This window comes from Paradevosia shaoguanensis (assembly GCF_016801025.1).
In the GTDB taxonomy this organism is placed as follows: domain Bacteria; phylum Pseudomonadota; class Alphaproteobacteria; order Rhizobiales; family Devosiaceae; genus Paradevosia; species Paradevosia shaoguanensis.
Genome location: NZ_CP068983.1, coordinates 3,763,938 through 3,784,876, shown reverse-complemented (window position 1 = coordinate 3,784,876; position 20,939 = coordinate 3,763,938). Strand labels below are relative to the sequence as shown.

Sequence of the window (20,939 nt, the reverse complement as noted above, 5' to 3'; positions counted from 1 at the left end):
TGACCCGATGAGTGAGAAACCAGTTCGAGTACGCCTTTGGTGGCGCACCAACCCGCTATTGCCGCCCCTGCCCAAGGGATACAAGCTCTCACGTCCCGCCCGCTTTGGGCATCAGGGCGAAGATTGGTTACGCGACGCCTGGAGCCTCTCGATAGAGATTCAGGAAGAACGGAACGAGGCGGGAGACCAGTTCGCTTTGGCTCGTTTTTCGGCGCCCGACGCTCCGCACGAATGGCTTGCGCCGGGAGGTCGGTTCGCACTTTTCGACGGCGCGACTGTTCTTGCGGAGGGTGAGATCATCAACCCTTGAGCTACACGCGAGCACTTTAGACCGCGCGCCCGGTTTCTGCACCTAGCACCCGATATGTCACGTGCGTCACGGCACTTGCCGCTCGCGATTCGATCTGCTCGAGATTGAGCGGCGGAACGCCGTCGAACAATCGCGTGCCTGCCCCGAGTGTGAACGGCACTATGTGCAGCCGTAGTTCGTCCACGAGGCCAGCCGCCAGATATTGGTTGATGGTCGTGGCGCCGCCGTGGATGGAAACGTCGCCGTCTCCGGCAGCCTTGCGCGCTTCCCGCAATGCGGCCTCAATCCCGTCGGTCACGAAATGGAAGGTGGTGCCACCCGCCATTGGCTGCGGGTTCCGCAGATAGTGGGTGAGTACGAAAACCGGCGTGTGAAACGGAGGATTGTCGCCCCACCACCCGTTCCAGGCCCGATCCCACGGACCTCGCACGGGGCCGAACATATTGCGGCCTATGATGAAAGCCTTCGCCGAGGCCATCCGCTCGATCTCGACCCTGTTTTCATCGGGCGCGTCGAACATCCAGGCGTGGAGCCTGTTGCCCCAGCCATCGCTGCCGTCATCGCCGAAGGGGCGTTGTTCAGTCTGGTTGTGGCCGGCCGAATAGCCGTCGACGGAAATCGAGAGGTCGCAGGTCACCTTGGGCATTGGTCTCTCCTCTTCGGGCGTGTCGCACTCTGAGGCTAACCAGTACCGGCGTCGACCGGAATGACAGAAATTGAGCGAAAACTGCCACGGCCGAGGGCCGTGGCAGCGGATCTAGAGGGACTAGCCCTTCAGTTCCCGCTCGAAGAAGCGCGCCAGTTTGCCATAGGCGAAGCGGGTCAGCGTGCGGTCCTGGTTGGCCCAGGCATGGCCGGTACCGGGCAGCGTGACCAGTTCGAACCATTTGCGCTGGGCGGTAAGGCGCTCGACCACGGCCATGGTGTCCGCATAGAGCACCACTTCGTCACGCGTGCCGTGGATGATCATCAGCGCGTCTTCGAGGCCGGCGGTGTGGAACAGAGCCGACTGGTCCTTGTAGCGCTGCGGATAATCGGCGCCGTGGGTCGGCCCCATGATCCATTCCTGCTCGGGATAGGCGTGCCAGACATTGGTGGCCGGCGCCCCGGCGACGCCTGCGGCGTAGAAGCCCGGCTTCTTGAACAGTGACATCAGGGTCATGAGACCGCCATAGCTCGAACCCCAGATGCCAACGCGCTTGGGGTCGGCATAGCCGAGGCCGGTCAGCGTCTTGACGCAATCGGCGATGTCCTCGATGTCCTGCGTGCCGTAGCTGTGCAGCATCGGCCGGTTCCATTCCCGGCCATGCCCGAAGCTGCCGCGGATTTCGGGGCTGACCACCACGAAGCCGCGCGACACCAGATATTGGTCGATGCCCCAGCTCGGATGCGCGGCGCGACCGCCCCATTGGTTGAGCAGGCCATCCGAATAGACCGAACCCACGATCATCGGGTGCCCGCCATGAGGCTCGAACCCGTGCGGAACCATGACGCGCGCCATGAGCTCGGCGCCATCGACGCTGCTCTTGAACGGCACGTAGCGCACTTCCGCCCAGCGCCGCTTGGCGAAGGCCGGAAGCGGCGAGCTGGTGATCTGCCTGGGCTCGGCATCCTCGACCAAAGGCTGCACGAAGATTTCGGCCGGGGTCATGTCGTCGCTGAAGATATCGGCCAGCAAGTCGAAGCCGGGTGCATAAGCGGGCACGTGGATGCCCGCCGCCTGCGTGATCTGCGTGACGTCGCCGCCGTCGAGGGCGACCTTATAGACATGCCGCTGGGCGGGATGGGCGATATTGGCGGTGAAGTAGATTTCGCCATTGGCGCGATCGTGCGCGAAATTGGCGATCTCCCACTCTCCTTCCGTGATCGCCTCGGGCTCGGCACCGGCTTCAGGGATCAGGTAGAGATGGTTGAAGCCATCCCGATCCGTGAGCAAAAGCAAGCCTTTATCGTCGGGAGCGAAAGCAACCTGCCAATCAGGGCGGATCTTGATCGGGTCATGGAACGCGTAGAAGACCGTGCGCCCGGCCGAGCGGGTGTCGAAGGTGAAGACAGTGTGGTTCTTGATCGAGAGGTCGCTGCTGTCGATGAAGACGGTGCTGCCGTCGCGCGAAATGCCGTAGTCCCAGATGGCGTCTTCGGCGTCGGGACGATCGAACCACAGTGCCTCGCCGCCAGCGGCGGAGACGATCCCGACGCGGCGGCGGGTGATGAGGTCGCCGGGGAAAGAGCGCGTGAAGCGATCGCGGCGCGCCTCGCCGCGCGCGTCGTAGGCGATCTCGATCTTGCGGGTATTGGTGTCGTCTGCCTCGACGAAGACGATGCGGTCACCCGCCGCCGCCCATTGGAAGCTCTCGACGGTGACGAAGGCAGAGGAACCGACAAGACGGGTCGGCGTGCTGCCGGTTTCGCCGACCTGCAACAGCGCCCCGCCGGCGATGAAGGCGAGCTTTCTGCCATCCGGGGACGCCGCCAAAGCACTGACGCCATGGGCGCCGGTTGCGAACGGGGTCACCGCACCATCGGCTGCGGCAACCAAAATCTCGCCATCAAGCGCGAAGGCCAGTCGACCACCCGCGAGCCAGGCCAGTTCCGTGATCCCCTTGGGTTCGCCGCTAACCTGCCCTGCGCCGAGATTGGTGCGCCTGCTGGTCGCTCCGCTGGCACGGTCCCAGACCCAGATATCGCGGAAGGTGTGGCCGGCATCGTTCCAGAGGAAAGCCAGCTGGCTGCCATCGGGCGACCAGGTCATGGCCATCGGCCGCGTACCGATGATGCTGGGCTCGGTATAGATCATTTCGAGCGTGAGGGCGTCGGGCGAAGTGTTCGTGGATGTCATCTTTGGCTCGCTCATATCTATCAATCGGCCTGCGTGCGGCCGGCCAGCTTGCGGTCGGCAAACCGCGCCTGCCCGATCGCCAGGGAAGAAACAATCGGCACCAGGCCGTGGAACGGAATGGAGCGCAGCGGACCGCTGGGGATCGGCAGGTCTGCCAGCGGCGTGCCGCACGCAGCATCGGCCAGCACTTCACCCATCATGGCCGTGAGCGCCACGCCGCGACCGTTGCAGCCGACGCCGCCGATGACGCCCGGTTGCATCTGATAAAGATGCGGCAGGAAATCGGGGGCCATGGCAGCCTTGCCGCGCCAGACGAAATCGACCTTCGGCACCTTGGGCAGGTCAAGCTCCTCGGCGAGGCGTTCGACCACCATGCGGCCCATGCGCTGATGCGCACCGAACGGGATCATGGCCATGGCGCCGCTGATGAGGCGATTGTCGCGATCGAGGCGGTAAGTGAAGAGGTTGGCGCGGGTATCGGCGATCGGATTGCGCTGCGGCGAGAAGTGCGCCACCACATCCTGCGGCAGCGGCTCGGTGGCGATCTGATAGACGAAAAGCGGCACGCTGACGCGCGAAAGCGGCCGCGCCGCGCCGCGTCCGCCGGCATGGGTGCACATCAGCACCTTGCCCGCCGTGACGGTGTGGCCGCCGACAGCGATCTTCCAGCCGGAACCAGCCGCTTCCAGCCGTTCGGCCGGGCTATGCGTGTGAACGACGCCGCCCGCAGCCTGCACCAGTTCGGCTAGCCCATAGAGATAGTTGAGCGGATGCAGCATGCCGCCGCTCTCATCGATCAGGGCGCCAGCACAGAGGCGGAGGCCCGTGCGGCGCTTGGCTTCGGCGGCGCCCAGCATGCGAACCGGCCGGCCGAGTTTCTGCCAGGCTTCCGCCTGACCGGCCAAGCGGCCAAGGGCCTCATGGGAATGGGCGACGTGCATCCAGCCGTTCTGCTCTGCGTCGCAGGAAATGCCGTTGTCGCGAATCGTCTGGAAGACGCGGTCGGCGCCCTGCCCGATCATGTTCAGCAGGCGCTCGCCGCGCTCCTGCCCGAACCTAGCGACGACGGCGGCAGGCGGCGCCTTGGCGAAATTGGGGACGACGAAGCCGGCGTTGAGCCCGCTCGCTTCCATGCCGAGGGCCGAAGCCTCAAGCACCATGACGCGCACGCCGCGCCGCGCGAGATGCCAGGCAGCGGTGAGGCCGGTGAAGCCACCGCCGATCACGGCGACATCGACGGACATGTCCTGCGCCAGCGGCGCGGTTTTGGGCGCGGGGTTGGCCGTTGCCCACCACAGCGTCTTTTCTGCTTCCGCTTTCGCGCTCATTGCCGCTTGCTCCAAGGATAGTCGTAGGTAATTCGAAAGGAATGATAATTGATCATTTGCTCAAATCGCCACTGAGAGAGTAGAAGCGGCGGCATGAGCAAGATGCGACGGAAAGAGGCCCAGCGATGACGGCACCACGCAAGGCGAGCGGGCTGGACGAAACGGGGCTGGAACCGGTCTCCAAGCGCCGGACGGTGCAGGAAGTCGTCTATCAGCGGCTGAGCCACGCGCTGATGACCGGCCGCTTCAAGCCCGGCCAGATGCTGACCATTTCCTCGCTCTCCACCCTCTTCCGCACCAGCCATATGCCGGTGCGCGAGGCGTTGCGGCGGCTGGTGGCCGAGAATGCGCTCGAAACCGCGTCCAATGGCTCGGCCTATGTGCCTGCCGTGTCGCGCGAGCGGCTGGATGACCTGTGCAATGCCCGCGTGATCGTGGAAACGGCGGCGACGGCGCAGGCGGTCGGCAACATGACGCCGCGCATCATCCGCGCCATCGAGAACCTGGCCGAAGATCACCTTGATGCCGGTCGCGATCAGGATATCCAGCTTATGCTGGCCAAGAACCGCGACTTCCACTTCATGATCTACGAGACGGCGAACTCGCCCGTCCTGCTGCAGCTCATCGATACGCTCTGGCTGCGTTTCGGCCCCTATCTGCGCATGCTGACCAACCACCTCGAGCCCGAACTGGCGGCCGGGAAGTTCGAGGTTTACGGGGACCATCACCAAAAGCTCATCGCGGCGCTCAAGGAAGGCGACGCGACCGAGGCGGTGGAGCAGATCAAGGCCGATATCCGCGAGACCCAGGCGCTGCTGGTGCCGCTCTGCGTACCCGGCCAGGAAGCGTGAGCCGCTCATAGGGCATTGAAGAAGCGGGCAAGCCGCTGCATGGCGTTTTCCAGCTCCGGCATCGACACCGAGCCGAAGCTGATGCGCAGATGCCCCTCGCCGGCCTCGCCATGGAAGCGCCCGGCCTCCACCGCAACGCCGGCCTTGTCGAGGATCATTTCGGCCAGTTCCTGGGACGGTATGCCGAGCGCCGACACATCGGGGAAAGCGAAGGTCGTAGCCTGCGGCGAGGCGCAGCGGACGCCGGGCATCTGGTTGAGGCTGGCAACGGTGAAATCGCGCTTTTCGCGGTCTTCAGCCAGCAGATGGTCGAGCACTTCCTGCGGCCCTTCGATGGCGGCCTTGGCGCCATATTGGATGAAGGTGTTGACGTGCGTGATGTCGTTGGTCGAGACCTTCATCAGCGCCGGCAGCAGCCATTTCGGCGCGGCGAGGTAGCCGATGCGCCAGCCATCCATGGCGTGCGACTTGGTGAAGGCGTACATCGAGACCGTGCGGTCTGCCATGTTCTCCAGCGCGCCGATGCTGACATGCGGCAGGCCGTCGAAGATCACGTCTTCATAGATCTCGTCCGAGACGACCACGAGATCGTGGGCAATGGCGAGGTCGGCCAGGCCGCGCAGTTCCGCTTCTGTGTAGACGCGGCCGGTCGGATTGGCCGGGTTGACCAGCAGAATGGCGCGCGTGCGCGGCGTGATCGCGGCGGCAATGGCAGCGTTATCGATGCGATAGCCGTTGGCGGCGTCGAGATCGACAACCACGGGCCTGCCGCCCGTCAGCTCGATCTTGCCCAGATGCTGGGGGTAATAGGGCGCGAGCAGGATCACTTCGTCGTCGGGATCGAGCAGCGCCATGAAGGTGATGAAGGCGGCATGGGACATGCCGTTGGTCACGAGGATATCGTCGGCGGTCACGCCCGGCAGGCGGTTGCGCTCGCGCAGCTTCGCTGCCGCAGCTTCGCGCAGTTCCGGCAGCCCGGCCGGGTCGGAATAGTGCACGTGCCCTGCCCGGATGGCGTCGATGGCAGCCTGCTTGATGTGCTCGGGCGTATCGGCGAACGGCCGGCCGAACTCCATGCGGATCGGCTGCAAGCCGGCCGCTTCCGCGCGGGCGGCGCGTTCATACATGCCGAAACTTTTGGCCGGAGTTTCCGAAATTCGCTTGGCGACGCGTCGCATAGTGACGTCCTGTGTTCGTTCTGGCAGGGGCGCTGGCTAAAGCTCAGCGCCGCCTGAGGGCGACCATTTCGAGCTCGACCTTGATCTCTTCGACCGGGAAGCCGCAGATGATCGTGGTGTTGGTCGGCCGAGGATCGGCGAAGGTCGCGCCGAGGAGTTTGGAGACCGCCATCACGTCGGCGCGGTCGGCGAGATAGACGCGCACCGAGACCACGTGCTCGAAGCCGGCATCGGCCCCGGCCAGCGTGTTGCCGATCACCGTCAGCGCGTTGCGCGCCTGCTCTTCGGCACTCTCGGGAAACGCCCCAGTCTTGGGATCGCCGCCCGACGTGCCGGAAATGAAGATGAAATCGCCATCGACGACGGCACGGGCATAGCCGGCCAATTCCTCGAAGCGGGACCCCGAATACATAGAACGCCGCGTCATGTCTGGTCTCTTTCGCCGCTTATTTCGCAGCCAGGTCGGTCTTGTAGATCGCGCCATCCTTCATGATGAGGCGCAGGTTCTTCTCGGGCTCGGCGAGGATGGCGATGTCCTTGAGCGGGTCGCCGTCGACCACAATGATGTCGGCGATGGCGCCCGGCGCGATGACGCCGAGTTCACCGGCCATCTGCACGATCTCGGCATTGACCGAGGTGGCCGAGCGGATGACGTCCACCGGACGCTGCACGCGGCCGCGGATGGTGAATTCCTGCAATTGCGCGAATTCCATCTCGCCCATGAGGTCGGTGCCGAAGCCGAGTTTGACGCCGGCATCGGTGCAGAGGCCCAGCATGGCGATGCCGGCATCGTTGACCATGTTGAGCTTTTCCATGACGTAGGGCGACAGGCCAAGCTGCTCGCCGTGCTGCGCCGTCACTTCGTAGGCGACGAGGGTCGGCACCACATAGGCATCGGCGGCCGCGACCATGGCGGCGGTTTGGGCATTGATGAGGTTGGCGTGCTCGATGGTGCGGACGCCGGCGCGGATCGAGTGGGCGATGGCCGCGCTCTCATAGGCATGGGCGCAGACATACTTGCCGCGCACGGCCGCTTCCTGCACGACGACGCGAATCTCGTCCTCGGTGAATTGCAGCGCCTCGATGGCGTCGGCGGGCGAGCCGACGCCGCCGGAAGCCAGCACCTTGATGTGGTCGGCGCCCTTGCGCAGCTCGTTGCGCACGACGCTACGGATGTTCTCGACACCATCGACGATGCGGCAGGTGAAGGTGAAGGCGCTCGCATTGACGTCGATGTCGAGCCGGTCGTCGGTGAGGCTGCGGTGGTCACCGTGGCCGCCGATCTGGCTGAGCGCCGGGCCGCCAACGAAAAGGCGCGGGCCCGGAATGTAACCTTGGGCGATGGCGTTGCGGATGCCCACATCGCCACCGGCCACGTCGCGGATGCCGGTAAAGCCGCGATCGAGCATCTTGCGGATGCGCGGCACGGCGCGGGCGGTCATTTCGGTGAGCGCGATATTGCGGTTGCGCTCTTCGACGAGGTTGATCGCGAACACATGGGCATGGGCATCGATGAGGCCCGGCAGCAGCATGCGGCCGTCCAGGTCGTATTCCACGGCGCCCTTGGACGAGATCGGGTGCTCCGAGACTTCTGCAATGCGGCCATCGACGACCAGCACGTTCATGCCCGGCACAGCCTCCTCGCTCACTCCGTCGAAAACGGTGGCGTTGGAGAAAAGGACTGCTGCCATGGTTCTGCCCCTGGATATGAATGGGTGTTTCGACGGCCTCAAAACCGTCTTCGATGCCCAATGTTTAGGCGAGGCAAACGAAGCGTGTAAAGTCGTTTGATCAAAAAATCGTTGATCCTGTAGATAGCTCCTTCCCGCTCGCCGGGTGCGACGGGGCATCGCCCGGAAAGGCCCGGCAAACCTGAAAGGACCGGAGATCAGCGGATTTTGGGCATTACCGTCATAGAGCGTTGACAGAAAGCCGGAGCCGCTTCTAAAGTTTCACACGCTTGATCAAATGCTCATCGTCTTCCCGGACGCACCGAGGGGTAGAACACCCGGGTCCGGGAGGTAAGAAATCTTCTGAGGGAACAGCCGCACAAGCGGAAAGGGATCTGACCAAATGAAACTTCGCGCATCTGCCACCATTATGGGGCTCTTGTCGCTGGCGCTCATGGGCTCGACCGCGCTCCAGGCGCAGGAAGCCAAAACCGGAGGCACCCTGCGTGTCCTGGGCACGGCAGAGGTGGACCGGTTCGACACCGTTCCGCCGGCTACCGCCGTCACCGGCAGCTTCTTCCGCGCCGTGACCCGCCAGCTCATCAGCTTCGCCGCGTCCGACGATCCGCAGCAGCAGATCGCGCCGCAGGCCGACCTTGCCGAGAGCGTGCCGACGGCCACCAATGACGGCCTCACCTACACGTTCAAGCTGCGTCAGGGCGTCAACTGGAATGCGCCGGGCGGCCCGCGCCAGGTCACTTCGGCCGACATCGAGCGCGGCTTCATGCGCCTGTGCAACCCGTTCCTGCCCTCGCCCTCGTCCAGCTATTTCGAGGACATGATCGTCGGCTTCGCCGATTTCTGCGCCGGCTTCTCCAAGGTCGACGCGAAGGTCGACGCGATGAAGGCCTATATCGAGCAGGGCGACATCAAGGGCATCGAGACCCCGTCCGACGATACCGTGGTCTTCCAGCTCACCAAGGCCGCCAACGACTTCATCTATCTTCTGACCCTGCCGGTCACTTCGCCCGCTCCGGTGGAAGTGCTCGACTATCTCCCCGATAGCCCGGAATACCGCCAGAACTTCATTTCGGCCGCGCCCTACACCATCGAATCCTACGTGCCCGATTCCATGGTCCGCCTGGTTCGCAACCCGGCTTGGAACGCCGAGAGCGATCCGCTGCGCAAAGCCTATGTCGACGCCATCGAGGTGGTCGCGGGCGTACAGGCCGACGCCGCCATGCAACAGCTTCAGTCCGGCGACGGCGACATGCTGTTCGACATTCCGGTGCCGCCGGTGACCGTGCAGATGCTCAAGATGCAAGGCGACGAGAAGCTTTCGACGCTAGCCGAAGGCGCATCCAGCATGATCTGGATCAACACCGTCTCGAACAACAATGACGGTGCGCTGCGCAATCCCAAGGTCCGCCAGGCGCTCAACTACGCAATCGACAAGGCCGCGGTGGTCCAGCAGTACGGTGGCCCCGAATTCGCTTCGCCGCTCAACGGCATCTTCCCGCTGGGCATCCTGGGCAACCACGAATTCGCGCCCTACCCGACTGCCAACAATGCCGGTGATCCGGAAAAGGCCCGCGCGCTGCTGGCCGAGGCCGGCTACCCCGATGGCCTGACGCTCAAGATGCCGTTCCGCAATCTGGGCATCAACCCGGCCATCGCCCAGGTGCTGCAGGCAAGCCTGCAGAAGGCCGGTTTCACCATCGAACTCGTGCCGACCCCTGCTTCGGACTTCTATGCTCGCCTCATCACCAATTTCGACAACGCCCTCAATGGCGTGTGGGACCTGGTGCCGTCGGGCTGGTCGCCGGATTGGCCGGGCGGCGCTGCGCGCTCGATCTTCCAGCCGCAGTACACCTATAACGGCACCCACGGCACCTTCAACTTCTCGGACTACAACAACGACGCCGCCAACGAGGTCGCCGACCGCGCCCTGGCGACGACCGATCTGGCCGAATCCGAAAAGCTCTGGCAGCAGGTCGACGAGATGGTGATGGCCGACGCCCCGACCGTGCCGCTGGTCTCGCTGACCACCGTGCTCTACCACGGCGTCAACGTCGAAAACTTCCTGCCCTTCGCGGCTGGCGGCAACGGCGACTGGACCAATGTGTGGTTGAACCGCTGATAGGCTAAGGCCTATCCGACACGACGGACCGGATTTCCCCGTTCGGGATTTCCGGTCCAATTTTCTGATTGTCCCTACGCGACCCGGCCATGCCCATACTCACCGTCCGCAACCTGAGCATCGACATCCCGACGGGTGACGGCAACGTGCATGCGGCGCGCGATGTCTCGTTCAGCGTCGAAGCCGAAGAATTGTTCGGCATTGCCGGCGAATCCGGCTCAGGCAAGAGCGTGCTCTCGCAGGCCATCATGGGCCTGTTGCCCGGCGCCGATATCCGCGGCGAAATCCTTTTCGAGGGCAGGAACCTCCTCGACCTGTCCGCCCGGCAGATGCAGCACCTGCGCGGCGACCGCATCGCCATGATTTCGCAGGACCCGCTTTCCAGCCTGCACCCCTATTACACGATCGGCCACCAGATCTCCGAAGCCATCCGCGCGCACCGCAAGGTGAGCAAGCGCGCCGCGCTCGATGAGGCCATCGAAATTCTCGGCCGCGTCGGCATCCATTCGCCCGAACAGCGCATCCACGACTATCCGCACCAGTTTTCCGGCGGCATGCGCCAGCGCGTGATGATCGCCATGGCCATCGTGCTGCGCCCGGCGCTGCTGATCGCCGACGAGCCCACCACAGCGCTCGACGTGACCGTGCAGGCGCAAATCCTGGCCCTGCTCAACCAGATGCGGCGCGAACTCGGCACGGCCATCGTCATGGTGACGCACGACCTCGAGCTGCTGTCCTCCATCGCCGACCACGCCATGGTCATGTATGCGGGCAACCGCATGGAGCTTGGCCCCGGCGAGGCCGTGCTCAAGGCGCCGGCCCATCCTTATACGCTCGGCCTGCTGCGCTCCTCGCCCAGCAACGAAACGCGCGGACCCCTGCCCTCGATTCCCGGCCAGCCGCCGAGCCTTCTCAACGATCAGGTCGGCTGCGCCTTCGCGGCGCGCTGCCCAAGCGTCATGGATATCTGCAAGCAGGAGCGCCCGCCGCTTCGTCGGTTCGACGATGGCACGGAATCGCTCTGCTGGCTCGAAACCAAGGCAGTCTCTGCTGCACCGATGGTTCCGGCGCAGCCCGTCGAGGCCGCACGTCCCGGTCCCGCTGACGCCCCCATCGTCAGCGTGCGGGACGTGCGCCTCTCTTACGGCACCCGGACCCTGTTCGGCTCGGCGCCGGGCATCGAAGTGCTCAAGGGCATCAGCTTCGACCTGCCCCGCGGCACGACGCTGGGCATCGTCGGGGAGAGCGGCTGCGGCAAGTCCACGCTTGCCCGCATCATCGCCGGCCTGTTGCCGCCGACCTCGGGCGATGTCGTGATCGAAGGCGAGAGCATTACCGGGCTCGACCGCCAGCACTGGATCGACATGCGCAAGCGCGTGCAGATGGTGTTCCAGGACCCGTTCGGCTCGCTCAATCCGCGCCGCCGCGTCGGCTCGATCATCGGCGATCCCTTCCGCATCCAGAAAGTGGCCAGCGGCGCCGACCGGAAGAAGCGCGTCCGCGACCTGATGGATATCGTCGGGCTCAATCCCGAGCACTACAACCGCTTCCCCTCTGAGTTCTCCGGCGGCCAGCGCCAGCGCATCGGCATTGCCCGTGCCTTGGCGCTCAATCCCTCGCTCATCATTTTCGATGAGCCGGTGTCGGCGCTCGACGTTTCCATCCAGGCGCAGATTCTCAACCTCATCTCCCGGCTGCAGGGCGAGCTCGGGCTGTCCTATCTCTTCATCAGCCATGACCTGGCGGTCGTGCGCCATGTCAGTTCCGAGATCGTCGTGATGAAATCCGGCCAGATCGTCGAGCACGCCGATACCGAAACGCTCTACCGCGCGCCGCACCACCCCTATACCCGCAAATTGGTGGCTGCTGCCGATCCCGATTTCCGCAGCGCCAAGCCGGTCGCCCTGGAGGCCGGCGCATGAGCCAGCAAGTCAAGCAGCGCAGTTCCTTCGATATCGCCATGCGCCGGCTGCTCGCCGACCGCGCGGGACTGATTTCGCTCACCTTCATCATCCTGCTGATCGCCTTTGCGCTCGGCGCCGACGCCATCGCCGCCTGGACCGGGCATTCGGCGGTCGAGCAGTTCCGCGACACGGCGCTCACGCCCACCGGCCTGCCGGTCGGCCCCAGCAGCGATTTCCTCTTCGGCGCCGACCAACTAGGCCGCGATGTGTTCGTGCGCCTCGCCTATGGCGCCCGCATCTCGCTGGCTATCGGCGTCGTGGCTTCGTTGCTGGCGGCGTTCATCGGCGTCACGGTCGGGCTGGTCTCGGGTTATTTCGGCGGCTGGGTCGATGTCGTGCTCGGCCGGCTCATGGACCTCGTCATGAGCATTCCCGTGCTGCTCTGCATGCTTTCGCTGGTCGCGGTGTTCGGCCCCAGCGTGCCGCTGAGCGTGGCCGTCATCGTCTTCTTCTCGTGGACCACGATGGGCCGCGTCATTCGCGGACAGGTGCTGTCGTTGCGCGAGCGCGAGTTCGTCATGGCGGCGCGCTCGCTCGGCGCCGGGCACCTTTCGATCATGGTGACCGATATCCTGCCCAACCTCACCGTGCCGATCATCATCTATACGACCATGATGGTGCCGACTTCGATCATCTTCGAGGCCACCTTGTCGTTCCTCGGCCTGGGCATCGTGCCGCCGGCACCGAGCTGGGGCGGCATGCTGGCCGATGCGGCCAATAACTCGATCTACATGTTCGCCTGGTGGCTGGTCCTGTTCCCCGGCCTGGCGTTGCTGCTGACCACCCTGTCCTTCAACATCCTCGGCGACGCCCTGCGCGACGCGCTCGATCCCAACAGCTCGAAGCGTCCGCTCCGCAAGCGCGCCAAACAGAAGGCCAGTGCCGCCTCATGATCCGCTTCATCGCTAGCCGTATCGGCTTCGCCGCGCTGGTGCTCGTGCTGCTCAGCGGCTTCGTCTTCACGCTGTTCTTCGTGGCGCCCGGCGATCCGGCGCGCCTCGTGGCCGGCGAACGCGCCACCGAGGCGCAGGTAGCGCAGGTGCGCGAGAACCTGGGCCTCGATCGCCCCATCATCGAACAATATGTCAGCTTTCTAGGCCGCAGCCTCGCGGGCGACCTCGGCTTTTCCTACCGCAACCAGCAGCCAGTCATCCAGCTCATCCAGAACCGCATGCCGGCGACGATCTCGCTCTGCATCGGCGCGGTGATCATGTGGCTGGCGATGGGCATCCCCATCGGCATCATGTCGGCCCGCTATCCGGGCAGCCTGCGCGACCGGCTGGGCCAGGGCTTCATCCTCATCGGCATCAGCTTTCCCTCCTTCGTGCTGGGCATGGCGGCGCTCTATTTCCTCTATTTCCTGCCGCGGCAGGCCGGCATCACGTTGTTCCCGCCCGGCGGCTACAAACCGTTCCTGCCCAATCCGTCGCTCTGGGCGTGGCACATGCTGCTGCCGTGGTTCACGCTGGCTCTGACCTCGGCGGCCATCTATGCCCGCCTCACCCGCGGGCAGATGCTGGAGGTGCTGGGCGAGGACTATATCCGCACCGCCCGCGCCAAGGGCCTCTCCGAGCGCAAGGTGATCTACAAGCACGGGCTGCGCGCCATCTTCACGCCGCTCACCACCCAGCTCGGCGCCGACATCGCGGCGCTGCTCGGCGGCGCGCTGGTCACCGAGCAGGTGTTCGGCCTTCAAGGCATCGGCTCGCTCGCGGTACAGTCCGTGCAGACGCAGGACCGCCCGGTCATCATCGGCGTGGTGATGCTGGCCGGCTTCTTCATCGTCATCGCCAATCTGGTGGTCGACTTCCTCTACCTGCTGCTCGACCCGCGCGTGCGGGCCTGACGCAAAAAAGCGGCCGATCCCGAAGGACCGGCCGCAGCAAGCCTAAAGGGCCAGCTTAGCGCACGACGTAGACGATCCTGCGCGAACCCGGATCGACGAATACCGGCTGGCCGTTGATGTAGACGTATTCGTAGTTGTAGTCCGGGATGGTGTGCAGGGCGACCGTATCGGGGACGCCAGCACCCACCACGACCTCACCCTCGAGATAGACCGGGTCGATCGGGTTGGTCTGCACATAGGTCACCGCCGTTTTGGGCGGCTCGGCGACCGCGCCGACCGTAGCACCGCCTGCGGCGCCGACGGCACCACCGACAGCCGCGCCTATCGGCCCGCCGATCAACGCGCCGGCAATCGCCCCACCCGTGGCGCCCGCCACCGCGCCGCCCGCGGCTGCGCCCTTGTCTTCATAGATGACAGTGGCAACGCCGACATCGGGATAGCGATCCGTCAGCACGATGGCCTGGCCGGAAAGCTCGGCCGTAAGGTAGTCGGAATAGGACCAGCCCGTGATGCCATTATGAGTCACCTGGCACCACTTGCTGCCCTGCAGGCAGCCATCGATCGTGGCCGACTGGCCCGAAGCAATGAAGCCGACCGACGCATATTGCGGCCCGGGGCCGGAGCGGATGTTGAGATCTGCCGTGGCGGTTGCCGATCCCGTCTGGGCAAGGGCAACGCCGACAAAACCAGTAGACGTCATGGCTGCAATGGCAGCCAGAGCAAGAAGCTTCTTCATGGATTATCTCCTTCTTCGCGCCACGAGAGATCGTGGACGGAACGAGTTCATTGGCCGCGCGATTGCTTCGATCGCGCTGGACGGTTCCCTGGAAGGTTCGTGGGGATGGGCATTCATGCCTTCTGTTGTTGGGAGGGAAACGTGGCTTCCAGCCCCAAGTTGCACGCAGCCTATTGATTTTATTATTATTTGTTCCTGTCCGGCGCCATAAGCTTCCTGTCAGGAAGCCACCTCATCCGCGCTCGGCCAGGGGCAGCCTGATCTCCACGGCCAGCCCGCCGGCCTCTGCGACGTTGTAGGCAATACTCCCGCCGTTCAGCACGAGGATTTCCGTCGCGATCGCCAATCCGAGGCCGGTGCCCGGCAGGCTCTCGTCCAGCCGCGCGCCCCGGCTTCCCAATTCCCCAAGCAGTTTTGGCGGAATGCCCGGCCCGTCATCGCTGATCTCGAATACAGCCATCTCGCCGTTCTGGCGGCTGCGCACGATTACCTTGCTGTGCGCCCATTTCGATGCGTTCTCGAGCGTGATGCCGACCAGCTCCATCAGGTCCTGCCGGTGGATGTCGACCTGCAGGTCATCGCCCAGTTCCGCCATCCAGTGCAGGAACTCGCCCTGGTATGTCTTGCGCAGCACCGTCACCGTGCGAATGACCGCGCTGTTGAGCGAGGTGCTTTCCCTGCGATCGCCCGACCGCGTTCGCAAGGAGGCCAGCCGCATCTGGTAGTCCACGCGTGCGGACATTTCGTCCGCCAGTTCCTCGATCGCCTCGGCCTGCTGTTCGTCGCCCTTGTCCCGCAGGCGCATGGCAATGCCGTGCAGCGCCGCGAGCGGCGTCTTGAGCCCATGCGCCAGGTCGGATGCCCGCTGCCTGCCCCGATCCACCAATGCCTCGCGTTCCGACAGGAGACCATTGACCTGATCGACCAGCGGTTGAACTTCGCTCGGGAAGTTGCCGGTCAGCCGCGTGATCTTGCCCTTACGCACCTCGTCGACCGAGCGCCGAAGCCGATCGAGCGGCATCAACCCGAGCCGCAGCTGCCCCCAGGCGGCGCCGATGATGACCATCGCCAGCAAGGCGAAGAGCTTGGCAATGTCCCACCCGTAGCGCACCCCGGCGAGCCGGATGTCCTCGTAGTCCTCTCCCACCGTCACGCGAAAACGGTGAGCGCCGATCTCGACGGTGCGCGTGAAGACGATTGCCTCATGGCCATCACTCAGCGGCTGAAAACTCTGGCCATCGGCACCGTCCGTTGTGTGGAATTGTTGGTCCCACAGCGAGCGCGAGCGGGCCACCCCACTGCCGTCCACCGCTTCGATCTGCCAGTAGCGCCCGCCGAGTGGTGTTTCGTAGCGCGGATCGGGCAGAGGTCCGGTCACTCGCGGCTCGGCCTGCTCCGGATCGATCAGCGCCACCAGGCGCGAAAGCGCAGCGTCGAGGTCGGCCCGGGCATTGGTTTCGAGGTTGGAGACGAAAAGCCCGTGCAGCGCAAAGCCGGAGAGCACCAGCGCTCCGACCACCAGCAATATGGCGAACCCCATCAGCCGAAGCCCGAGGGAGCCGCGTCTCAATAGTCGGCACCCAGCATATAGCCGAAGCCGCGCCGGGTCTTGACCACATCCCGCCCGAGCCGCTTGCGAAGCCGCGCGACCAGCACCTCGACCGCATTGGATTCCCGCTCGAAATCCTGCCTGTAGATGTGCTCGGTGATTTCGAGCTGCGACACCACGCGTCCACGATTGTGCAGCAGATAGGCCATCAGCCGGAATTCCTGTGGCGTGAGATCGATCGGATTGCCGTCCTCGGTCACCTGCATGGTGCGCATATCCATCTCGTACTTGCCGAACGGAATGCGGGACGATGCCATGCCTTTGGAGCGCCGGATCAACGCTCGCATGCGCGCCACGATTTCGAGGGCATGGAACGGCTTGACGACATAGTCGTCGGCCCCTGCCTCGATCCCCTCGACGCGCTCCTCCCATTGGCCCCGCGCCGTCAGGATCAGCACCGGCGTCAGTACGCCGGCCTGCCGCCACCGCTTGAGGACGGTCAGCCCATCCATCTGCGGCAGGCCCAGGTCGAGGATGATGGCGTCGAAATCCTCGCTATCGGCGCGGAACCAGATGGTCTCGCCATCGCTCTCGCGGTGAACCTCGAATCCCGAGCGACCCAACGACGACGCCAGCACCTCTGCGATGCGGGCGTCGTCCTCCCCTACCAGTATCTTCATGGCTCGCTCCCGATGAAGCGGCCCGATTGTGCGTAATAGTAATCCGTGGTCACGCGTCCATCCGCTGCCAACACCTTCACTGCATAGACAAGAAAGCCGTCGACCTTGCGAAGTTCCGCATCGATGAGTTCGCCTCCTCCCGAGCGCTGCTCGAGATCGGGCACCAGGCTGCTCAGGCTGACCACCCGACCGGCCTTGACGGCATCGAGGACTTCATCCTCGGAAAGCGGCGTTTCTGGGGATGGCGCGGCAGTATCGGCCTTGCCCGAATTGCCGTGGGCATTGCCCTGCCCATTGCCGTGCCCCTGCCCGTTTCCGTTGGCCTGGCCGTTTCCTGTGTTGCCGTTATTGCTGTCCGGTCCCTGGCCATTGTTCCCTTGGCCAGAGTTTCCGTTGTCCTGACCCTGATTGTCCTGCGCATTGCCGCCGTTGCCTTGCCCGTTGCCGTTGTTCTGGGCATAGGCCGGGTTGGCGATCGCCGCGATCAGGATGAAGGCCAGTCCGGTAAAGCGCATGGAGCGAGACTATAGGCCCGAAGCTGACAAAACGCTGACGGGCCGGGGTCTTACGGCTGGCGCACCGGGCATGGCGCACGCCGCGCCCCAAGCAACGATCCCCGATGCCTCCGCTCGATAGTATTTCCGAGGGCTATGCGAAGAAGAACAACGTCGCCACGGCCAGTGTAAGCAGGTGGCGAGGAGCGCAAAGGTGGGCAAGCCGGTACGCGAGACTGAACAATCCGGCCTGCAACCACCATTGGCTATTTCGCGCAGCATAGGCTTTTAGGTACGCAGAACTCTCGCCCGCCGCGATCGACATACGGCAACTCCAGACACAAACCGTATGTGTCGTTTTCTACCTAAGTAGGCTTAAGAAAGTGCTGCCGAGAAGCAAACAGAAGGTAAATGCGGCCGCTTCGGGGTGGCCGGGGCTGCTGGCGGATATTTGAAGCCCGCGTGATCGCGAACGGCAAAAAGGAACCGGCCCGGATTGCTCCGGACCGGCCATCAGCAACCGGGGTTGCGGCTCCGCTCAGTTGCTGAAATCGAACTGGAAGCCGAAGCCGCCGCCGAATGCCGGGCGCAGCGCCCGGACGCGGTCGACATAGCCGGTGCAGCGGTCAACGCGCATGGAATAGAGCCAGCGGCCATAGGTGCCGGTCACTTCCACCCGGTTGCGGCCGATATCGCGGCGCACGCGCACATCGTTGAACCCGTACTGGGAAATTCCGCGGCGGATCTGGCGATCGTTGAGGCACCAGCGGCCGAACCGGTCGTCGGGGACGACTACCCGGCCCTGCCCGCGGGGCGAGAACATCGGACCATCGCCGCGCTCGCCACCGCCGCCGCCATTACCCAGGTCGAGCTGGAAGGTGGTGGCAGGCCCTCCACTGGGCTGTCCCTGCGCCATGGCCGGCGCAGCGGTCACGACGGACGCCCCAAGCGCCAGCGCGATGACGGCGGCGCGGCTCGTGTTCTTGACTATGTTGAGGATCGGGGCCATTTGCAGTCTCCATCACAGGAATTCATTCGCCTTTAGGGCGTTGTCGCTACCATGATCGAACTGCCTTGAACGGAACCGGAACCGGCCGTTCATCCGAGGTTCATCCGCAGGGCAAAAGTGTGGTCTCAAGCCCCGGCTCGCCTGCATTATGCTAGAGCTAGACGGCACGCTGATTCGCCCGACTACGCGACCCGCGCCCGCATCTCGAAAGGTACATATGCCGCAGACCGACGATCTTTTTGGCGACGCTCCCGCGCCTGCTCCCGTTACCCCGACTCCGGCGCCCCAGCCTGCCCGTCCGCAGCCTCCTGCGGCGGCGGGCAGCTATTCGGCTGCCGACATCGAGGTGCTGGAAGGCCTGGAGCCTGTGCGCCGCCGTCCCGGCATGTATATCGGCGGCACCGACGCCAACGCCCTGCACCACCTCTTTGCCGAAGTGATCGACAACTGCATGGACGAGGCCATTGCCGGCCATGCCAGCCGCATCGAAGTGGAGTTCGACGCTGAAGGCTACGTGACCGTCATCGACAACGGCCGCGGCATTCCCGTGGAAGCTCATCCGAAGTTCCCGAACCGCTCCACGCTCGAAATCATCATGACCACCCTCCATGCGGGCGGCAAATTCGACTCCAAGGCCTACGAGACCTCGGGCGGCCTCCACGGCGTCGGCGTCTCGGTGGTCAACGCGCTCTCGGACGTGCTCATCATCGAAACCGTCCGCGACCAGCAGCTTTACCGCCAGTCCTTCTCTCGTGGGAAACCGACCAGCGGCGTCGAGAATGTCGGCCGCATAAACAATCGCCGCGGCACCTCGGTGCGTTTCCACCCGGACCCGGAAATCTTCGGCGGTCGCGCGCAGCTCTCGGCGCAACGCCTTTTCAAGATGACCCGCGCCAAGGCCTACCTCTTCGGCGGCGTCGAGCTGCGCTGGTCGTGCGACGAATCCCATGCCGTCGAGGACGTGCCCGCCAAGGCCACGTTCCATTATCCCGGCGGCCTGCGCGACTTCATGGCCTCGCGCATCGAAGGCGAGACCCGCATCGTCGATGACATCTTCTCTGGCCAGGCCGGCAAGCCGGGCAGCCATGGCGCCTGCGAATGGGCAATCGCGTGGTCGCTTGGCGACGGCTTCGTCTCGTCCTACTGCAACACCGTGCCCACCCCCGATGGCGGCACGCACGAGACGGGCCTGCGGACCGCGCTGCTGCGCGGTCTCAAGAACTATGCGGAGCTGACCAACAACAAGCGCGCCGCGATCCTGACCTCCGAAGACGTGCTGGCCCATTGCAGCGCCATGCTCTCGGTCTTCGTGCGCGAGCCGGAATTCGTCGGCCAGACCAAGGACAAGCTGGCCTCGGCCGAAGCCACCCGCATCGTCGACACTGCCCTGCGCGACGCCTTCGACCATTGGCTGGCCGCCTCTCCCAACCAGGCGAGCAAGCTGCTCGACTGGGCGGTCGACCGCGCCGAAGAGCGCCTGCGTCGCCGCAAGGAAAAGGAAATCGACCGCGCGAGCGCCACGCGCAAGCTGCGCCTGCCCGGCAAGCTGGCCGACTGCACGCAGACGGCGGCCCAGGGCGCCGAACTCTTCATCGTCGAAGGCGACAGCGCCGGTGGCTCGGCCAAGCAGGCGCGCAGCCGCGCCAGCCAGGCAGTGCTGCCGCTGCGCGGCAAGATCCTCAACGTCGCCGGCGCCAGCCGCGACAAGCTCGCGGCCAACCAGCTGATCGCGGACATGATCCAGGCGCTCGGCTGCGGCACGCGCGATCGCTATCGCGAGGACGACCTGCGCTACGACAAGATCATCATCATGACCGATGCTGACGTCGACGGCGCCCACATCGCTTCGCTGCTGATCACGTTCTTCTTCCAGGAGATGCCGCAGCTCATCGACCATGGCCATCTCTACCTTGCCGTGCCGCCGCTCTACCGCATCACGCAGGGCGCCAAGACGCTCTACGCCAAAGACGACCTGCACAAGGAAGAATTGATCGGAAGTGAGTTCACCGGTCGCGGCAAGATCGAGATCACCCGCTTCAAGGGCTTAGGCGAAATGCCGTTCGCGCACCTGCGCGAGACGACCATGAACCCCAAGACGCGAACACTGTTGCAGGTCAAGGTCTTGCAGGATCGACTCGATACGCGTTCTTCGGTTGACCGCCTCATGGGCAACAAGCCGGAGAGCAGGTTCGATTTCATCCAGGCGAATGCCGAGTTCGTTACTGATCTCGATGTCTAGAGCGGACGAACGGAACCATTAATCTTTAGGCTCGGAAACCCGTTGACTCGCAAGGTCTTTGCGTTATGGTCCCCGCCGTCGAGGACCACTCCGTCGGCCTGCGGTT

The 20,939-nt window shown here is 64.6% G+C and carries 18 protein-coding genes; 7 read left to right on the top strand and 11 right to left on the bottom strand.

The window, feature by feature from the left end; all coding sequences use genetic code 11:
• The first annotated feature begins 7 nt into the window (after positions 1 to 7).
• Entirely contained in the window at positions 8 to 310 is a 303-nt protein-coding gene (locus tag JNE37_RS18450) for a hypothetical protein (protein ID WP_203064204.1), read from the top strand.
• A 16-nt stretch (positions 311 to 326) separates the two neighbouring features.
• Here the strand turns inward: JNE37_RS18450 and JNE37_RS18445 are convergent, their stop codons facing one another.
• The 3 genes from JNE37_RS18445 to JNE37_RS18435 all read right to left on the bottom strand — a co-directional run bounded on the left by JNE37_RS18445 (position 327) and on the right by JNE37_RS18435 (position 4,477).
• Complete coding sequence (locus JNE37_RS18445; RefSeq protein WP_203064203.1) at positions 327 to 956, bottom strand: dihydrofolate reductase family protein; 630 nt, start codon at positions 954 to 956, stop codon at positions 327 to 329.
• A 120-nt stretch (positions 957 to 1,076) separates the two neighbouring features.
• Positions 1,077 to 3,149: a S9 family peptidase gene (locus tag JNE37_RS18440; protein WP_203064201.1), complete on the bottom strand. Its 2,073-nt coding sequence runs from the start codon at positions 3,147 to 3,149 to the stop codon at positions 1,077 to 1,079.
• 20 nt (positions 3,150 to 3,169) lie between these two features.
• Positions 3,170 to 4,477: an NAD(P)/FAD-dependent oxidoreductase gene (locus tag JNE37_RS18435; RefSeq protein ID WP_203064199.1), complete on the bottom strand. Its 1,308-nt coding sequence runs from the start codon at positions 4,475 to 4,477 to the stop codon at positions 3,170 to 3,172.
• 125 nt (positions 4,478 to 4,602) lie between these two features.
• On the opposite strand from JNE37_RS18435, the gene JNE37_RS18430 reads away from it, so the two are divergent.
• Complete coding sequence (locus JNE37_RS18430; RefSeq protein WP_052152417.1) at positions 4,603 to 5,328, top strand: GntR family transcriptional regulator; 726 nt, start codon at positions 4,603 to 4,605, stop codon at positions 5,326 to 5,328.
• Positions 5,329 to 5,333: 5 nt separating this feature from the next.
• Here the strand turns inward: JNE37_RS18430 and JNE37_RS18425 are convergent, their stop codons facing one another.
• The 3 genes from JNE37_RS18425 to JNE37_RS18415 are packed head-to-tail and all read right to left on the bottom strand — an operon-like array spanning position 5,334 to position 8,197.
• Positions 5,334 to 6,506, bottom strand: coding sequence for a pyridoxal phosphate-dependent aminotransferase (locus JNE37_RS18425; protein WP_203064197.1), 1,173 nt, complete (start codon positions 6,504 to 6,506; stop codon positions 5,334 to 5,336).
• 43 nt (positions 6,507 to 6,549) lie between these two features.
• Positions 6,550 to 6,933, bottom strand: coding sequence for a RidA family protein (locus tag JNE37_RS18420; protein ID WP_035031117.1), 384 nt, complete (start codon positions 6,931 to 6,933; stop codon positions 6,550 to 6,552).
• Between the two features lie 19 nt (positions 6,934 to 6,952).
• Positions 6,953 to 8,197 (bottom strand): metal-dependent hydrolase family protein, encoded by a 1,245-nt coding sequence (locus JNE37_RS18415; RefSeq protein WP_203064195.1) that lies wholly within the window; start codon positions 8,195 to 8,197, stop codon positions 6,953 to 6,955.
• Positions 8,198 to 8,579: 382 nt separating this feature from the next.
• On the opposite strand from JNE37_RS18415, the gene JNE37_RS18410 reads away from it, so the two are divergent.
• The 4 genes from JNE37_RS18410 (at position 8,580) to JNE37_RS18395 (ending at position 14,126) form a co-directional block, all read left to right on the top strand.
• On the top strand, positions 8,580 to 10,316 hold the full coding sequence (locus JNE37_RS18410) for an ABC transporter substrate-binding protein (protein WP_203064193.1): 1,737 nt from the start codon (positions 8,580 to 8,582) through the stop codon (positions 10,314 to 10,316).
• Between the two features lie 89 nt (positions 10,317 to 10,405).
• Positions 10,406 to 12,238 (top strand): dipeptide ABC transporter ATP-binding protein, encoded by a 1,833-nt coding sequence (locus JNE37_RS18405; RefSeq protein WP_203064191.1) that lies wholly within the window; start codon positions 10,406 to 10,408, stop codon positions 12,236 to 12,238.
• Entirely contained in the window at positions 12,235 to 13,173 is a 939-nt protein-coding gene (locus JNE37_RS18400) for an ABC transporter permease (protein WP_203064189.1), read from the top strand. Before JNE37_RS18405 ends, JNE37_RS18400 begins: the two co-directional genes overlap by 4 nt.
• Positions 13,170 to 14,126 (top strand): ABC transporter permease, encoded by a 957-nt coding sequence (locus JNE37_RS18395; RefSeq protein ID WP_203064187.1) that lies wholly within the window; start codon positions 13,170 to 13,172, stop codon positions 14,124 to 14,126. The genes JNE37_RS18400 and JNE37_RS18395 overlap by 4 nt, the downstream gene beginning before the upstream one ends.
• Before the next feature lie 55 nt (positions 14,127 to 14,181).
• Here JNE37_RS18395 and JNE37_RS18390 read toward each other — a convergent pair whose 3' ends face one another.
• The 5 genes from JNE37_RS18390 to JNE37_RS18370 form a co-directional block, all read right to left on the bottom strand.
• On the bottom strand, positions 14,182 to 14,862 hold the full coding sequence (locus JNE37_RS18390; protein ID WP_203064185.1) for a DUF1236 domain-containing protein: 681 nt from the start codon (positions 14,860 to 14,862) through the stop codon (positions 14,182 to 14,184).
• Between the two features lie 232 nt (positions 14,863 to 15,094).
• Positions 15,095 to 16,432 (bottom strand): ATP-binding protein, encoded by a 1,338-nt coding sequence (locus JNE37_RS18385; RefSeq protein ID WP_203064183.1) that lies wholly within the window; start codon positions 16,430 to 16,432, stop codon positions 15,095 to 15,097.
• A complete protein-coding gene (locus tag JNE37_RS18380; protein ID WP_203064182.1) occupies positions 16,429 to 17,091 on the bottom strand; it encodes a response regulator transcription factor in 663 nt (220 codons plus the stop codon). Before JNE37_RS18380 ends, JNE37_RS18385 begins: the two co-directional genes overlap by 4 nt.
• On the bottom strand, positions 17,088 to 17,606 hold the full coding sequence (locus JNE37_RS18375) for a PepSY domain-containing protein (RefSeq protein ID WP_203064180.1): 519 nt from the start codon (positions 17,604 to 17,606) through the stop codon (positions 17,088 to 17,090). Before JNE37_RS18375 ends, JNE37_RS18380 begins: the two co-directional genes overlap by 4 nt.
• A gap of 517 nt (positions 17,607 to 18,123) precedes the next feature.
• Entirely contained in the window at positions 18,124 to 18,594 is a 471-nt protein-coding gene (locus JNE37_RS18370; protein WP_035093504.1) for a hypothetical protein, read from the bottom strand.
• Positions 18,595 to 18,811: 217 nt separating this feature from the next.
• Here JNE37_RS18370 and parE point away from each other — a divergent pair, with 217 nt between their 5' ends.
• The gene (gene parE / locus JNE37_RS18365; protein WP_203064179.1) at positions 18,812 to 20,833 is read left to right on the top strand and encodes a DNA topoisomerase IV subunit B; all 2,022 of its coding nucleotides are present in this window, start codon (positions 18,812 to 18,814) and stop codon (positions 20,831 to 20,833) included.
• Positions 20,834 to 20,939 lie beyond the last annotated feature (106 nt).

What these genes read in the sequence shown, in the direction of transcription:
- JNE37_RS18450 (WP_203064204.1), top strand. Translation starts at nt 8, where the DNA reads ATGAGTGAGAAACCAGTTCGAGTACGCCTTTGGTGGCGCACCAACCCG.
- JNE37_RS18445 (WP_203064203.1), bottom strand. Translation starts at nt 956, where the DNA reads ATGCCCAAGGTGACCTGCGACCTCTCGATTTCCGTCGACGGCTATTCG.
- JNE37_RS18440 (WP_203064201.1), bottom strand. Translation starts at nt 3,149, where the DNA reads ATGACATCCACGAACACTTCGCCCGACGCCCTCACGCTCGAAATGATC.
- JNE37_RS18435 (WP_203064199.1), bottom strand. Translation starts at nt 4,477, where the DNA reads ATGAGCGCGAAAGCGGAAGCAGAAAAGACGCTGTGGTGGGCAACGGCC.
- JNE37_RS18430 (WP_052152417.1), top strand. Translation starts at nt 4,603, where the DNA reads ATGACGGCACCACGCAAGGCGAGCGGGCTGGACGAAACGGGGCTGGAA.
- JNE37_RS18425 (WP_203064197.1), bottom strand. Translation starts at nt 6,506, where the DNA reads ATGCGACGCGTCGCCAAGCGAATTTCGGAAACTCCGGCCAAAAGTTTC.
- JNE37_RS18420 (WP_035031117.1), bottom strand. Translation starts at nt 6,933, where the DNA reads ATGACGCGGCGTTCTATGTATTCGGGGTCCCGCTTCGAGGAATTGGCC.
- JNE37_RS18415 (WP_203064195.1), bottom strand. Translation starts at nt 8,197, where the DNA reads ATGGCAGCAGTCCTTTTCTCCAACGCCACCGTTTTCGACGGAGTGAGC.
- JNE37_RS18410 (WP_203064193.1), top strand. Translation starts at nt 8,580, where the DNA reads ATGAAACTTCGCGCATCTGCCACCATTATGGGGCTCTTGTCGCTGGCG.
- JNE37_RS18405 (WP_203064191.1), top strand. Translation starts at nt 10,406, where the DNA reads ATGCCCATACTCACCGTCCGCAACCTGAGCATCGACATCCCGACGGGT.
- JNE37_RS18400 (WP_203064189.1), top strand. Translation starts at nt 12,235, where the DNA reads ATGAGCCAGCAAGTCAAGCAGCGCAGTTCCTTCGATATCGCCATGCGC.
- JNE37_RS18395 (WP_203064187.1), top strand. Translation starts at nt 13,170, where the DNA reads ATGATCCGCTTCATCGCTAGCCGTATCGGCTTCGCCGCGCTGGTGCTC.
- JNE37_RS18390 (WP_203064185.1), bottom strand. Translation starts at nt 14,862, where the DNA reads ATGAAGAAGCTTCTTGCTCTGGCTGCCATTGCAGCCATGACGTCTACT.
- JNE37_RS18380 (WP_203064182.1), bottom strand. Translation starts at nt 17,091, where the DNA reads ATGAAGATACTGGTAGGGGAGGACGACGCCCGCATCGCAGAGGTGCTG.
- JNE37_RS18375 (WP_203064180.1), bottom strand. Translation starts at nt 17,606, where the DNA reads ATGCGCTTTACCGGACTGGCCTTCATCCTGATCGCGGCGATCGCCAAC.
- JNE37_RS18370 (WP_035093504.1), bottom strand. Translation starts at nt 18,594, where the DNA reads ATGGCCCCGATCCTCAACATAGTCAAGAACACGAGCCGCGCCGCCGTC.
- parE (WP_203064179.1), top strand. Translation starts at nt 18,812, where the DNA reads ATGCCGCAGACCGACGATCTTTTTGGCGACGCTCCCGCGCCTGCTCCC.